General features: G+C 36.9%; 16 protein-coding genes. 2 read left to right on the top strand and 14 right to left on the bottom strand.

The genetic code is table 11. The features are described from left to right. Positions 1-149 precede the first annotated feature (149 nt). Positions 150-902, top strand: a complete 753-nt coding sequence (locus tag IGL32_RS04710; RefSeq protein WP_002357938.1) for a threonine/serine exporter family protein — start codon at positions 150-152, stop codon at positions 900-902. A 5-nt stretch (positions 903-907) separates the two neighbouring features. Then, positions 908-1,408: a threonine/serine exporter family protein gene (locus IGL32_RS04705; RefSeq protein ID WP_025188862.1), complete on the top strand. Its 501-nt coding sequence runs from the start codon at positions 908-910 to the stop codon at positions 1,406-1,408. A gap of 51 nt (positions 1,409-1,459) precedes the next feature. On the opposite strand, the gene IGL32_RS04700 is transcribed toward IGL32_RS04705, so the two are convergent. The 14 genes from IGL32_RS04700 to IGL32_RS04635 all read right to left on the bottom strand — a co-directional run bounded on the left by IGL32_RS04700 (position 1,460) and on the right by IGL32_RS04635 (position 15,039). Then, entirely contained in the window at positions 1,460-2,326 is an 867-nt protein-coding gene (locus tag IGL32_RS04700; RefSeq protein WP_002382171.1) for a TIGR03943 family putative permease subunit, read from the bottom strand. Positions 2,327-2,344: 18 nt separating this feature from the next. Then, on the bottom strand, positions 2,345-3,259 hold the full coding sequence (locus tag IGL32_RS04695) for a permease (RefSeq protein WP_002357942.1): 915 nt from the start codon (positions 3,257-3,259) through the stop codon (positions 2,345-2,347). Positions 3,260-3,469: 210 nt separating this feature from the next. Next, complete coding sequence (locus tag IGL32_RS04690) at positions 3,470-4,276, bottom strand: MBL fold metallo-hydrolase (protein WP_002357943.1); 807 nt, start codon at positions 4,274-4,276, stop codon at positions 3,470-3,472. A 56-nt stretch (positions 4,277-4,332) separates the two neighbouring features. Beyond that, on the bottom strand, positions 4,333-5,187 hold the full coding sequence (locus tag IGL32_RS04685) for a two-component system regulatory protein YycI (protein ID WP_002365516.1): 855 nt from the start codon (positions 5,185-5,187) through the stop codon (positions 4,333-4,335). Next, the gene (locus IGL32_RS04680; protein WP_002385989.1) at positions 5,187-6,497 is read right to left on the bottom strand and encodes a YycH family regulatory protein; all 1,311 of its coding nucleotides are present in this window, start codon (positions 6,495-6,497) and stop codon (positions 5,187-5,189) included. The genes IGL32_RS04685 and IGL32_RS04680 overlap by 1 nt, the downstream gene beginning before the upstream one ends. Then, positions 6,494-8,323, bottom strand: a complete 1,830-nt coding sequence (gene walK, locus IGL32_RS04675) for a cell wall metabolism sensor histidine kinase WalK (protein ID WP_002379340.1) — start codon at positions 8,321-8,323, stop codon at positions 6,494-6,496. The genes IGL32_RS04680 and walK overlap by 4 nt, the downstream gene beginning before the upstream one ends. 6 nt (positions 8,324-8,329) lie before the next feature. After that, positions 8,330-9,034: a response regulator YycF gene (yycF, locus tag IGL32_RS04670; RefSeq protein WP_002357947.1), complete on the bottom strand. Its 705-nt coding sequence runs from the start codon at positions 9,032-9,034 to the stop codon at positions 8,330-8,332. A 173-nt stretch (positions 9,035-9,207) separates the two neighbouring features. Next, positions 9,208-9,909, bottom strand: a complete 702-nt coding sequence (locus IGL32_RS04665; RefSeq protein ID WP_002399963.1) for an MIP/aquaporin family protein — start codon at positions 9,907-9,909, stop codon at positions 9,208-9,210. A gap of 117 nt (positions 9,910-10,026) precedes the next feature. After that, positions 10,027-10,887: a DegV family protein gene (locus IGL32_RS04660; RefSeq protein ID WP_002357950.1), complete on the bottom strand. Its 861-nt coding sequence runs from the start codon at positions 10,885-10,887 to the stop codon at positions 10,027-10,029. Further along, on the bottom strand, positions 10,880-11,449 hold the full coding sequence (locus IGL32_RS04655) for a DUF1836 domain-containing protein (protein WP_002357951.1): 570 nt from the start codon (positions 11,447-11,449) through the stop codon (positions 10,880-10,882). The genes IGL32_RS04660 and IGL32_RS04655 overlap by 8 nt, the downstream gene beginning before the upstream one ends. 126 nt (positions 11,450-11,575) lie before the next feature. Continuing rightward, positions 11,576-12,229, bottom strand: a complete 654-nt coding sequence (locus IGL32_RS04650; protein WP_002386635.1) for a TIGR01906 family membrane protein — start codon at positions 12,227-12,229, stop codon at positions 11,576-11,578. Next, positions 12,217-12,987: a TIGR01457 family HAD-type hydrolase gene (locus tag IGL32_RS04645; RefSeq protein ID WP_002380180.1), complete on the bottom strand. Its 771-nt coding sequence runs from the start codon at positions 12,985-12,987 to the stop codon at positions 12,217-12,219. The genes IGL32_RS04650 and IGL32_RS04645 overlap by 13 nt, the downstream gene beginning before the upstream one ends. A 5-nt stretch (positions 12,988-12,992) precedes the next feature. Then, a complete protein-coding gene (locus IGL32_RS04640) occupies positions 12,993-13,622 on the bottom strand; it encodes a YutD family protein (RefSeq protein ID WP_002357954.1) in 630 nt (209 codons plus the stop codon). Positions 13,623-13,656: 34 nt separating this feature from the next. After that, entirely contained in the window at positions 13,657-15,039 is a 1,383-nt protein-coding gene (locus IGL32_RS04635) for a bifunctional metallophosphatase/5'-nucleotidase (RefSeq protein WP_002365512.1), read from the bottom strand. Between the last annotated feature and the right edge of the window lie 46 nt (positions 15,040-15,085).

The raw sequence follows: 15,085 nt of genomic DNA, 5'->3' as shown, positions 1-15,085 counted from the left end.
CTATGATTAAATAATATCAGCCTTTTAATGTTACAATTCGCTAACAATCTGTTTACGATGTAAATTTTTGATTGCAGCTGTTATTTATTTCCTCTTTTTGGTTCGTTTGTAGTACACTAGAAGAAAATACATAAAGTGAGGCTTGCTCAATGACTCCTGCTCATTTGGATTTACTTTTAGAAACCTGTTTGTTAGCTGGTAAAATTATGATAGAAAGCGATGCAGAAATGTACCGTGTTGAAGATACAATGAGCCGAATTGCGCTTGCTTCTGGCAACTATCGAATGGTTAGCTATGTGACACAAACCGGGTTATTTGTTGGCATAGATGGAACCTCCACGATTCGTATGGTTCAAGTAATGAAACGTGGCATTGATTTAGAAAAAATCTCTCGTGTGAATCAGCTGTCTCGTGCTTATGTGGCTGGTGATTTTTCTTTAGAGGAATTACTGAATAAACTAAAAGTGATAGATAGTGAACACCGACATTTTCCAATTAGCGCACGCATTGTTAGTGCGGCCGTTGTCAGCGCTACAATTATGATTCTTTTTGGTGGTGTCTGGTCCGATTTGTTCTTGACTTTTCTGATTGGTGGTTGCGGCTATAGTCTTTATTATTTTAGTTTAAAGTTTCTCAAGATTAAATTTTTATCTGAATTTTTAGCTTCGCTGTTTATTGGTGCAGCCGCTATTCTTTCAGTCAAATTGGGACTCGGACAATCACAAGATTTAATCATCATTGGTTGTGTCATGCCTTTAGTGCCTGGTGTGCAAATTACCAATGCTCTTCGCGACTTGCTAGCCGGACACTACTTATCGGGTGTTTCTCGTGGGACTGAAGCATTAATGACTTCAGGAATGATTGGTTTTGGTATTGCTTTTGTCTTTCAACTTTTCTATTAAAAGGAGTGACTTACTTGCTAGGAATCGTTTTGGTACAATTTATCTTTAGTTTTTTAGCTTCTGCGGCGTTTGCGATTATTATTAATGTTCCTCGACGATCACTGGTGGCTTGTGGTCTAACTGGTAGTGTAAGCTGGATGCTTTATTGGGTAATCGTTGAAGTTTTTAGTGGAAATGCGGCATTAGGTTCCCTCATCGGTGCTGTCGGTGTTGCGGCAGTAAGCTACCTATTCTCAAAAATATTGAAAATGCCTGTCACGATTTTTAATATTCCTGGTATTGTTCCATTGGTACCTGGTGGCTTAGCTTATCAAGCTGTTCGGAATATCGTAATTGGTAATTATGAAAAAGGTGCCTATTTTACCGTGCAAGCTGTAATGATTGCTGGGGCAATTGCGTTAGGCTTAGTCGTTTCTGAGGTTTTCAATCAGAATATCCGCAGCTTTCGGGAAAAAAGAGAATCTTTGGGTTTTATTCGTCGTAAGCGCAACAAAATTAAAAAATAGACAGCAAAAAAGTTGGTTGCTTCCATTTGATAAGGAAGCAACCAACTTTTTTTAAAAGGAACGATAGACATATTGATTTTTTGGTGCTTGATCTGCTTTGACTTTCTCCACTTGCACAGTTGGTATTTGTCGTTTAAATGGTGGATAATAGGACAACTCAACGGTTCCGGTAATCGTTACCCAATCATTGTTTTGAAATTGAGTATGTTCAGGAAAATGAACCAACAAGCCAAAAACACCAGAATCAGCGACACAATGAATAATCCCAAAACGGAAAACAAATTGGTCAACACTTTCTTCTCGTTTTGAATTATACACAAAGCCTTTATAAGAAATCCTTTTTCCTGCAAATTGACTTGGATAATTATAGATTAGTTCCATAATTTCCAAATAGTTTTCATCCGTAATTGAAATCACAGATTGTCCATCATATTGTTTCATGGCTTTTGCCATCTGCTTGTCATAATCCGTCTTATTGAAATACATACTTGTATCAGGTTTCAAATATTGCGTTTGCATATCAGGATCCCCTACTGATTCTTTACTTACTGGAAAGTTAAAGCCTTTTGCTTCAACAATTGTTGTATCTAAACTAACTGTCGGAAATAATAAGCCAACAATCAACGGTAAAGAAAGTAGTAAATAGGCAAGCCCTCTTTGGCTGGGTTTTTCCAAATTATGCTGATGGCCATGATGTTCATGTCCCCCATGATGGTGCATGTCTTCATGTTTTTTTTGCATTGATGGATCTGCTTGGTTCCACAAAATCAATTGGACAATCGCCATAATAAAAGCTAAAACCATTGATAAAACAGCTAAGTAATTATAATGAATATTGATATATTGGTTCAGTTCACCTGAAATTTGAAGATACATCATCAAACCCATATATCCAATTAAAATAATAAATCGTATCATCGATTGTAGGCCTCCTTTCTAAACTACTGCCGCATAAATAGTTACGACAAGCGCCACTATCAAAACAAATTGTACAATGAATGACATTTTAAAATAACGTTTCATCATCAATAAATTTTTAATATCTACCATTGGACCAAAAACTAGGAAGGCGACAATTGGTCCTGTTCCAAACAAACTCAAAAGAGAAGAACCAATAAATGCATCTGCTTCTGAACAAAGTGATAAAGTAGCAGCGATGACTAGCATGACTAGAATCGCTAAAATCTTTGAATGGCCCAGTTGCATAAGTGCACCAGTTGGAATATAGGTTTGCATGATTGCTGCCAACAAGGAACCAAAAATTAAATAACGACCCGTATCAAAAAATTCATCAATACTATGGGTTAACGCTGACCAGCCGTTTTTCCAAAATGAACGAGCTTCATCAACGTGTTCATGCGTATGAGCAACCTGCTCTTCTTTAATCTGCGCCAACTCTTTTTCTGTTAAAATTGATTCTTTTCGAAAATAAGCTAACCAAATGCCGATAACCCACGCGACAATCATACTACCTAAAACTCGCCAAATCACAAATTTTGTTGCGCCACTAAAGGCTACGTATGTTGAGAATAGCACAATTGGATTAATGATTGGTGCCGTTAACATAAAAGCAAAAGCGGTATGTGTTGGTACATCTTTTTTAACAAATTGATGCACAATTGGTACAATCCCACATTCACAAGAAGGGAAGAAAAACCCTAGGAAACTCCCTACACAAATTGATAAAAATTTATTTTTAGGTAACACTTTTTTTACTCGTTCTGGTGTTAAAAAAACATGTAAAGCGCCTGAAATCAAGCAACCTAACATGACAAAAGGCAATGCTTCGATAATAATCGAAAGAAAAATAGTGCTCATCTGTAAAACAGAGTTTGGTAAAAATTGAAACATCATAGACCTCCCACTAGTAAAAATCTAGTTAACTATACTCCTAACACCAGACAAACACAAGTATTTGTCAAAAAATTAACTAAGAGTTTAAAAGTATTATCACCGATGTCTCTGTCAAACCAGCTAGATAAAAGAACAAAAAATGAGCATGGGACAAAAATCACTTTGGATTTTTGCTCCACGCTCAAAAACTGATAAACCACCATTATTCTAAATTTGAAATAACTCTGAGGCTGAATCGGGGTCTGTATCATATACCTTAAATGCTTCACCGACGCCTAAATCCTTTTGCTTCAAAGTAGACTCCATTGCCATTCGCGCATGAAGTTTCGTATTATTTTCTTTGCTAAGATGACCTAAATAAATGCGTTTTGTTTTATCACCTAACACATCCGCCATCACAAGAGCACCATCATCATTGGATAAATGGCCTTTATCTCCTAAAATCCGTTGTTTAAGACTCCATGGATAAGGTCCTGCTCGCAAAATTTCAATTTCATGATTGCTTTCGACTAAATAAGCATCTGCATTTTCAATCGTACCACGAATATGATCGCTACAATAACCTGTATCCGTTAGAACAACAAAGGAACGATTATTGCGATGAAAACGATAAAATTGAGGCGCAATCGCATCATGTGAGACACCAAAACTTTCAATGTCCATATCTCCCAAGGTCAAAACTTTGCCCATTTCAAAAATATGTTTTTGAGCGACATCGACTTTGCCAATCATGGGATCCATCGCTTGCCACGTTTTTTCATTGGCATAGACATCTAACTTATATTTTCGCGCTAACACGCCAACGCCGTGAATGTGATCCCGATGTTCATGTGTAACTAAAATCGCATCTAAATCTTCTGGTTTGCGATTGACTTCTGCTAACAGTGAAGTGATTTTTTTGCCACTTAAACCCGCATCTACTAATACTTTCTTTTGGTTGGTTTCAATAAAAAGGGAATTGCCTGTACTGCCACTGGCAAGAACACTGATATTAAAAGCAAACTCTGAATCCATTTAAAACTCTTCCCTTCTACATTACAACATTAACGTGTTTCATTATACAACGGACCTTAATGTTTTTCCACCTTTGGCACAGTATTATTTGTGATGATGGTATTACTTACGGCATTCACCTGTTCAATTTCAACTGAATCTTCACCAGTAGAAATTCCTACAAACCAGACTGGAACGTATACATTTTTCTCACGAATTTTATAAATTCTTGAATAGGCCAATTTAATGAATGTTATTTTGGAATTACTAGGAATCCGGTTATTCATATAGAGCGTGTCTATCGCATCACGATTGGAATATAAATCCGTTTTGTCTCGTAACTCTTCAATATTTTCAATGTGCGTTTGCGAATATTTACTAATTTTCCATAATTCACCTGACGTATCTGCTAAAATACTTAATTTTGCCGTGTCGTCTCTAAAAGGAATTCCTTTATACGATTGTGCAGCCACAATTTCTGCCGTCGGCTCTTTTAAATGAGAAAATTCTGGTAAGTATTGATATTCGTCTCCGAATAATAAAGCATTTTTTTCATTTAAAAAGGTACTTAAATCTTTATCAATTTTCTTAGGATCAATAAAATAGTTTTTACTAGGTACACTCGTTAAAGTATTATCCGCAATTTGCAGCCCATTTCTCAAAAAATTTTTATTCTTTTCACGTTGGATTTTTAAAGCAGCAGAAAAATTGGTTTGTTCGCCACTTAAATAATAACCTTCCAATCGTTCTGAAGAAAGTGTCCCTTTATACGAGATGTTATCTTTTTCCAACCGACTTTCAATCGATTCTGTTTGGCTGGAAGAAGAGACGTTGCTCTCCTCTTGTTGACCTTCCCGATAAATTCCAAATAAAAAGATATTTAATCCTAAAAATGCTAAGAAGAAAATCCACTCAATTCGTTTAAAATCCATTAGCCCACCTCCAAGCTTGGTAATTGTTTTACCAAGTCCGTTGCAGTGTACCAATTGTTGTTATAAAGGACATACCATTCCGGACTTAAATCAACGACTTGTTTGACTTCTTCAATTGTCTGCCACGTATAACCGATAACAGCCGATTGAATTTTTTCCTTTTTAGCACCAGCCGTTTCTAAACGCTTAATCAATTTTTCCGTGCTTTCCAGCGTCACTTCTTCTTCTGAAGGAATCGGCACTTGGATCGTATTCACACTTGTGTTAATGGTTACGCTTGGTGCAGCACCATCGTTGTTCGTGATGCGAATATCCACTTGGCCTTTTAAATCATTACTGAACACTGGGAAACCTTCCACAAAAGTCCGATAATTGACACTATCTTTCGTTCGATCAAAGTAACGCAAATTCCCCATATTGGTTCCTAAACGTTTTACATAAGAAAAGCTTTGATTATAGATTGAGTCCCGTTTATTCTCTTCTGGCAAGGTCCCTTTAAAATCAATTTTTCCCAGTTTTTCTTCTGCAAACAATCGTTCTTCTTTACTCGTGTAGGTTAAGTCTTGACTGTCTTCATTGGTTTGGATATCTTCCGTTTCATTGAAAAAAGCATTCCTAAAACGAGTAACTGGTTGCGAAGCTAAGATATAACTGTACTTTTTCAACTTCATATCATTGGTTAAATAACATTGCCCTTGTTTGGTTAGCGTATTTTCGGAAACGTCTTGATATTGTAATCCCTCTTTATTGATAATTCCCATTAAGCGCGCCTTATTGACAGTCATGGGCGCTTCATAGACGTTGGCTTGATCATAATCTAAAAAACGTATCTTATTTTCGTTAAAATCCAATTGAATTTTCGTAAAATACTGGTCCGTCAACTCATTAAAGTTAGTAAAATTAATGGATAGATTATAAATCGAAGCATAGTCCGAGATTAAAAAGGGACCTTGATAAAGAAGTTCAATGCCTTGTTCCATTTGGTTGTAGCGCTTAAGTTGCTCTGCATTTTTTGTCACAACTTGTGTCAATTTACCAAACGTAGCCATTTTAATATCATTTTGAACATTACTAATTAATGTTTCACGATTACTTTGCATCGCTTTTCCATCAGTTATTCGAATCAATTGCAAAGGTAAATAGACATCGCCAATGGCTTTTTCATTGACAGCTGTTGTGACTTGGCTTCCCGACTTCATTTCTGGTATTTTTTTGGCAGAATTCAGCCAGATATTGACTGAAAAATATATACTTAAAATGACCATCAAAATCAAGCCAATTCTTGTAATCCATTCTGATAATTTCATCATTCCCACCAATCCTCTTCATAAGGTTCATATGGTAGTGAAATATAGAAAGTCGATCCTTCACCTTCTGTACTTTCCACCCAAATACTCCCGTTATGGGCCCGAATTACTTCTTTAGAAATTGCTAAACCTAAACCAGTCCCACCTTGTGCTCGCGCACGTGCTTTATCCACACGATAAAAACGCTCGAAGACTTTCCCGAGATCTTTTTTAGGGATGCCCAAACCTTGGTCCGAGATACTAAAGACGACATTATTATGTGTTTCAACTAGTCGGCAGGTAATGACGCCGCCATCTGGCGAATACTTAATCGCATTGTTCAAAATGTTGTCTAAAACCTGAATTACTTTGTCTGTATCTAATTCTACCCATAAATCGCGTTTAGTAAATTCACGGCAAATTTTGTAATTTTTTTGCTCATTTTCAATCATCATATCAAAGCGATCCAAGACAAAATTAATCAATTCGTTAAAATTCACATACTCTAATTGAAGATGTGTATTCCCAGAGTCCATCCGAGATAAATTTAACAAATCATTAATCATACGAATCATCCGGTCGGTTTCTTCTAACGTGACTTTTAAGAAATTCGGCGCAATCTCAGGGTTTTCCCAAGCTCCTTCACTCAAAGCCTCTATATAACTACGCATACTTGTTAAAGGCGTTCGCAACTCATGAGAAACATTGGAAACAAATTCCCGTCTTTCCCGTTCGTTTTTTTCCTGTTCTGTGACGTCATGAAGTACGCAAACTAAGCCAGTAATAAATCCTGATTCCCGACGAATCATTGTAAAGTCTACCCGGATAATCATTTGGTCTTCTTCACGATCAGACGTTGAGCGATCAATCAGCAGTTCATCTGGCTCTTCTAACAGCTTCCGCAATGTGTAATCTTCTTCAATATCTAACAACTCTAATAACGAGGTCCCAATCACATTTTCATTTTTTACATTTAATAATGAAAGGGCCATTTCATTAATCGTAATCACCTTTCCGCGGCGATCCGTCGCAATGACACCATCTGTCATATGCGTTAAGACACTATCTAAACGATTTCTTTCTGCTTCCATTGTTTCTTGTGCTTCTTCAATCCGTTCTGATAATTGATTAAATGTTTCTGCTAATTGGCCTAATTCATCTTTTCCATGGACTTCTACTTTTCCAGCGTAATCACCACGAGCGATTCGAATGGCTTGCTCGCGCATTTCACCAATCGGCTTCGTGATTGATCGTGCAATCAGTAAAGTCACAATAATCGAGATTGCTGCGGCAATAATAGAAGCAGTGAAAAAGATACTTGCTGTGTTGGTAATTTCTTGGTATTTATTTTCTAAATTACTTTTCACATAAAGGACGCCAATCACTGTTTCTCCAGTAGGCGATTGAATCGGCTGGACATTCACATACACGCGTTTATCATTATCTAAAGCTTGATATTTTTTACTCGTAAAGTCATTTAAATCACGATAATCATTCTTTTTCCCAATAATATTTTGTTGATTTAAATCATTGGTTGCCCGAATAATCCCTTTATCATCGACAATTCTCGCTTCAGAAATATCTGCATTTGAAAAATCAGATAACGCTTTTTTTAAATTTGCATCAACGTCACTACGTTCGAGATCTTTGTTGCTCATCTGCGTACTTAACGTGTTTGACAATTGGACAACTTGGGAATCCATATTTTTTTTAAAATCGGAAATTGTAGTGGCTTCCAATTCACGAATGAAATAGCCACCAATGATTTGAATCGCAATCAGTAACAGCAGAATAAATGATAAAGCAATCTTAAAATTAACAGATTGAAAAAAGTGAACTTTTTTCTTCATACCTGATTACTCCTGTTCAGGATTTCTTAGATAATAACCAACCCCACGACGAGTAACTAAATACGTTGGATGACTTGGACTATCTTCAATTTTTTCTCTTAAACGACGTACGGTTACGTCCACTGTCCGCACATCCCCAAAATAATCATAACCCCAAACGGTTTGTAATAAATGTTCACGAGTCATCACTTGTCCGATATGTTTTGCTAAGTAATAAAGTAACTCAAATTCACGGTGGGTTAATTCAATTTTTTCACCCCGTTTTGAGACCATGTATGCATCAGGATGAATGGTTAAATCACCAATCGTTAATTCAGATTGTGTTGTCACCTCGGCTTCTTTCGCATTGGTTGCACCTCGCCGTAAATTGGCTTTTACACGAGCAACTAATTCACGATTTGAAAATGGTTTCGTTACATAGTCATCGGCTCCTAATTCCAATCCTAAAACCTTATCAATTTCAGAATCTTTGGCAGTCACCATAATGATTGGCATATCATGTGTTTTGCGCACTTCTCGCGCGACTTCTAAGCCATCCATTTTAGGGAGCATTAAGTCTAAAATAATTAAGTCTGGTTCCACTTCTTCCACTTTTTCAAGTGCTTCTTCTCCATCATAAGCAGTAAATACTTCATATCCTTCTTTAACCAAATTATATTTAACGATCTCTGAAATTGGCTTCTCGTCATCAACTACTAAAATTTTCTTCACAAAGAGACACCTCTTTTTCCTTCTAATCTTATTTGATACTTTCCTATTATACCTTATTTTGATGATGTTTTCATCTTTGGTTAAAAATGCGCCTTTAGGTTCTCCTAGTATAACAAAAAAAGAATCTCTGACAACAATTGACGCTTGTTATCAAAGATTCTTCTTTCGCTAATCTATTCTTCCGTATCTAAGACGAATTTTGCTACAAGAGCGGCTAATAATCCACCAATTAATGGCGCAACGATAAAAATCCACAACTCAGATAACGCTGAACCACCCGCAAAAACGGCTGGCGCGATGCTACGAGCTGGGTTGACAGAAGTTCCTGTCAAAGGAATGCCGACTAAGTGAATCATTGTTAGTGTTAACCCAATTACGATTCCTGCTAATGAAGCATTGCCTTTCTTAGCACTTGTAACTGTCATGACAACTAAAACAAAAATAAATGTTAAAATAATTTCGACTGTCAATGCACCAGCAACACTTAATTCCCCTACGCCATTTTGACCTAAGTTCTCAATACTTTTACCAGCACCTTTTAGAATGCTTAATAAAGCAAATGAGGCAATCAAGCCACCAACAATTTGTCCCACTACATAGTAGATTAGTTCCATTGTTGTCATTCGTTTATTAAGCCACATTCCTATAGAAACAGCTGGGTTTAGATGTGCACCTGAAATTGTGCCAATACTATAGGCAGCAGCAACGATTGTTAACCCAAATGCTAAGGCAATCCCCGTTGTTCCAATCCCTTCCATACCATTTCCTAGAACGGCTGTTCCTGTCCCAAAAAAGACAAGAATAAATGTTCCTAAACATTCTGCTATTGCTTTTTTCACAAAAAATTCCCCCTTTGTAGATGAATTGTAACACATTCGTGAAATTTTCAATATAATTTTCGTTGTTTTTCCAGCTAAATGATATTTCTATGAAAAAGAGAAATCTTAAATGAAAAATCCCCTCAAAAAAATTTGAGGGGATTTTTCATTTAATTAATCATTTAATAACTGTATGCCAACACCTAAAAGTCCTGGTCCTGTATGAACAACTAATGCCGGACTAATTGTTCCAAAGTAAATTTCTTCTGCTTGTGGAAAAGCTGCTTTCAAGCGTTCCATCATTGCTTTTGCTTCTTCCTCTGCCGCACCGTGAGCGACTGCCAAACGGAAACGGGGTGCCTCACCTATAAAGTTCGTCACCAACTCAAACGTTTTATCAAGACTTTTTTTACGGCCGCGAGACTTAGCCACCGTATAGTAAATGCCTTCTTCATTACAAGAAATAATGGGGTTTAATTTTAGCGCATTCCCTAAAATAGAAGTGACTAAACCAATTCGTCCACCTTTTTGTAGATATTCTAAAGTGGCTACATTAAAAAATACTTTTGCGTTGGCTACTTCTTCTGTTAATTTTTGTTGTAATTCTTGCCATCCTAATCCTGTTTCAATTAATTCTGCTGCTCGTATCGCCTGAATGCCAGCCCCGATACCAATGTTCTTTGTATCTAAAACAAATACATCTAGTCCTTCGGTTTGTTCTCCAAGCAAGCGAACTACATTATACGTTCCACTTAAACCACTAGAAATGGTCACCGCTAAGACTTTTTCGTAACCCGCTTCTTTAATTTTGTCAAAAATAGCTTGGATTGTTGCACCATCAGGTAATGAAGTACTAGGGATTTCTTTCTCTAAACGTTGATACACTTCTTCTGGTGTAATATCTACCTTATCTGTATAGGTTTTTTCAGGATAAATAATCTGTAAGGGCAAGACATACATGCCGTATTGTTTGACTAATGCCTCTGGAACATCTGTCCCAGAATCAACTAGTAGTGCGATTTTTTCTTTATTCATGTGTCATCTCATCCATTTCTTTTAAGTATTCTTGTTCCAATTCAATCACTTTTTCACTAAACATTTTAGTAGCAAAAGACATTGTCGCTGCTTTTACAGCCAAATATTCAATCCCCATAGGTTCTTGTGATTTGGCCTGAACTTCTTTTTCTTGCGCTTGAGCAGCAATCACATAAATCGCTCGTTCCTGTTCTTGACAAAATAAATTGTACGCTTCACGAATACCAACCGTAGCTCCTTGGAATAAAATGCCTTGCTTAATTTCTGGCAATGTTAACACTTGTTTCAACAACGTAATCGCAATTAAAAACGCTAAATGCTTTTGATTGTAGCGCTTTTTCACTGGGGCCGGGATTAACCCGTGTTTGACATAATTATTAACCATTGAGGACGTTAACAAAGTATGTTTTTCCAGTGTAATCAATGGGGATAAGTATTTTTCTATCAGAGTAATCACTTGATCCATATATAATTCAATATCTGGTAACTCATGCCATCTTGGCAAATGAACGTTTTCCAATTGTTGGCCCCAATTTTGTAGTGATTTTTCTATCTCGTCCATAAAAACCCTCCTAACCATTTCTAAAAAAGAATATCATACTTTTGACAATTATTCAATCTAGTTTTTAAAACTAGATTGAATAAAAAAGAAAAGCGAGCAATTTTGGAATTGTTCACTTTTCTCTCTTTATTTTTTTAAAGAACGTTTTCCGATTAAAATACCTATCAAAAACAGGCCTTCTAATAAAATAAAAAACAAGATAAAACAATGCATAAAGTAGGCTTCAGGTAAGGCATTGATAATCGGATCAGTCAGCGGATTAAATAACCAAGCATCGTTGTTAAAAAATAATCCATGAAACGCAATAAAAAATTGATCAAAGCCAATCAGCATGAAAAAGCCAAAAAGCACAGGCAAAAACATTCCCCACTGAAATGGCCGTATCAATGTCCATAAACGCTGATTTTTCACCAAATATTTTAAATAAAGGACACTAGGCAACAACGTAACTAGTAATACGCCATAGCACAATAAAAATAATTTTTTCACTTCATAAAAATGAAAAGCCGCGCTATCAGACATTGGAAAGTCAGGAAATACTAATGTTTTTTCAAAAGGATTGTTTAAGTACATCATTAAATGATCGTAATTTTTAATCAAGGTCACACGATCAACCTCTACGTCTTTTAAAATATTTAAGTGTTGGATATCAAAAAGATACAATGGACGAAAATTAATCGTGATCGCGATACTTAAAGCCACAATCGTTAAAAACAAACAAATGAGTCCAAGTGTTTCCCTTAAACGCAATTTCGACCTCATCATACTCAAAAAGTCCATTCATCTAAGGAATCAACAACATAGGTTGGTGGCGTTGGCAAAGTTGGAACAGCTGACTTAGGGGTAAAACCTGATGTAACTAACAAGCTATCAATACCATTTTGAATCCCTGATTGAATATCGGTTTCATAATTATCTCCAACCATAATCACTTGCTCTTTTTCCACGCCTAAATGCGCAATGGCTCGTTCCATGATAATCGCTTTTGGTTTGCCAATATAAACTGGTTTTGTTTGAGTAGCTGTCTCCACAAACGTCACAACTGAACCTGCACCAGGTAATAAGCCTCTTTCTGTCGGAATGTTCTTATCTGGATTGGTCCCAATAAACAACGCCCCTTTTTGAATGGCTAAGGTAGCTAAAACCACTTTTTCGTAAGATAATTCTGTATCAAGTCCCACGACAACATAATCAGGATTTGTTTCATCCCATTCAAAACCTGCTTCTAAAATTAAGTCAATTAAACCAGCCTCGCCGATGACAAAGACTTTCTTGCCCCGATTGGCTTCTTTCATGTAATCAATCGTCGCTAAAGTCGCTGTATAAACAAGGGATGCTGGGACATGAATATCAAATTCATTTGCTAAACGTTGTGCCACTGTTTCAGGAGATTTAGTGGTATTATTCGTTACAAATAAAAAAGGCAAATCTTTTTCCTGTAACCGCTCGACAAAACGTTTTCCGGCTGGAATTGGTTCTTTTCCTAAATAAATCGTTCCATCTAAATCAATTAAATATCCTTGATAGTCTTTTTTCACTCTGTTTACTCCTCACGTTGACGAATCGTAAAGCCTTTGCCAGATTTTTTGGGACTAGGCTGTTTGGGTGTAGTCGTTTTTTTATTTTCTTCTTTTCTCGTACGAATCACTGGCTTGCTATTTTTATTAGCGGGCGCACTCTTTTCCTCGACAAACGCGTTAGAACGATTATTTTTTTTATGGCGACGACGACGATGCGTTGTTTTTTCTTTACGTTCCCCTGTTCGTTCAATTACAAAATAGGCACAGCCAAAATTACAATATTCATACAAATAGTCTTCTAGTGTATCAATGCGTTGATCCGGCGCTGCCCGACGATTAGAAGTATCAAAAAAGCCACGCAAGCGTAACTGTTCATAGCCCCAGTCTCCTACGATATAATCATAACGAGCTAATACTTCACTAAACCGTTCACCTAAGCGTTCAGGATCAAAGGCATCACGATGATTTTTAACAATTCGGTACTCTCTTTCACCAATTTGAATATCTGTTTCATTCACAATGGTGACAATTTCCCCTTTTTTCTTTTCTTTTACAGGTTCTTCTTTTATTTCTTCAAGAACTGCTGTTAGTTCTTCTGTAAAGGTTGCAGCAGTTTCTGTTTCTTTTTTTTCGGTTGTCTTTTTGTCTGTCATTTTTTCACCACCTAGTTTTTATTATACCTTGTTTTTATTTGATTGGATAGTGGGCATGCAGATAGTTCGCCACGACAGTTCTTAAAACGTCTGGAAATAAAAATTCGACTTCTCCAACTAACTCAATCGTTGGGAAAAACGGAACAAATTGAAAGTGATCCACTGTTGTCAGCGTATACTTCTGCTCTGGCTGAATAGGTTTCCCTTGCCAAAAAACGGTCTGGCTATTTCGCTCAAAACGAATCCCATCATAACATAATTCGCCAAAAATTTTCCCGCGGAAGCCCATCCCGCGAATCGGAAATTTCCGCAGAAATTGACGACTTTTTTCCATTTCACGAATCAAACGGCTCATGTCTGACCCTTTCAAGGTAACCTTGATTAAATGCATTGGATGAGGCAAGGCCTCATGTAATTGGTCTGCATTGATTATTCCTTCTGGTAAATCTGCTAAAAATAACCCGTTGTTCAACACAGCCGCTTCGGTCTGCCCCGCTTCTTTTAACGCCTTCAAGGCAACAGTTATAAAGGCATGCGGTTGCCGTAAGTCCGTTGACAAGGTTTCAGGGATTTGTGCAATTTGCTGCGCTTGCAATAGTCGATGACCTTCCGTTAAGTAACCCGCAATTTCCTTGGCATCCGTTGCTTGCTCTTCTAAACTTGCTGTTTCAATGGTTTTCGCATAACTTGTGACTTGCTTCGTGTCGGCATCCACAAACAGATGCACTTCACCAATATACTGTCCATATTTGCCAGCAGCTGCTAGTTGCACATGATTAATTTTTTCACCATCTTTAAATAAATGATGTGTATGGGAACCTAAAATCACTTGAATTTCAGGATAATTCGCCGCAATCATAAAATCAGTATCTATCCCCAAGTGACTAAGCAAAATGAGAACATCACATTGAGGCGCAACTTCTGTAATCAGTTGAGGAAGGACTGCTTCCACTTGTTTGATTGTCCAGCCATTGGGATTATACGTTAAAGGAAATGGTGCGGTTAAGCCAATAAACCCTAACTTTGTGCCTTCTTTAGTTGTCATAATTTTATATGCTTGACAAAAATCTGGTAACGTTTGGGTTTTTGGTTCTTCTAAATTAGCTAAGACCACTTCAAATGTTGCCTGATCATATAAATGCTCTAATTGTTTCTTTGAATTGCCGATTCCTTCATTATTTCCAATTGTAACCAGGTCATACGCTAATGTATTCATTATAGCTACATTTGCTCGACCATCTGTTGCTTCGGTCAAAGGATGACACCGATCTGAAAAGTCACCTAAATCAATGGTTACGACTGTTTTGCCCTCTTTTTGGTACAGCGAACGTTTGGCTTTAACCAGACGCCGTATTTTGGGCCAATTTTCAAAGTGAGAATGAAGATCATTGGTATGGAACAACACAATCTCTTCCACTAAAATCGCCTCCTTTATTCAGCGCTCTGATTAATAGTACCATATT

The sequence above is a fragment of the Enterococcus sp. AZ035 genome (assembly GCF_050548325.1).
GTDB lineage: Bacteria > Bacillota > Bacilli > Lactobacillales > Enterococcaceae > Enterococcus > Enterococcus faecalis.
This window is presented reverse-complemented; position numbering and strand designations above follow the sequence as displayed.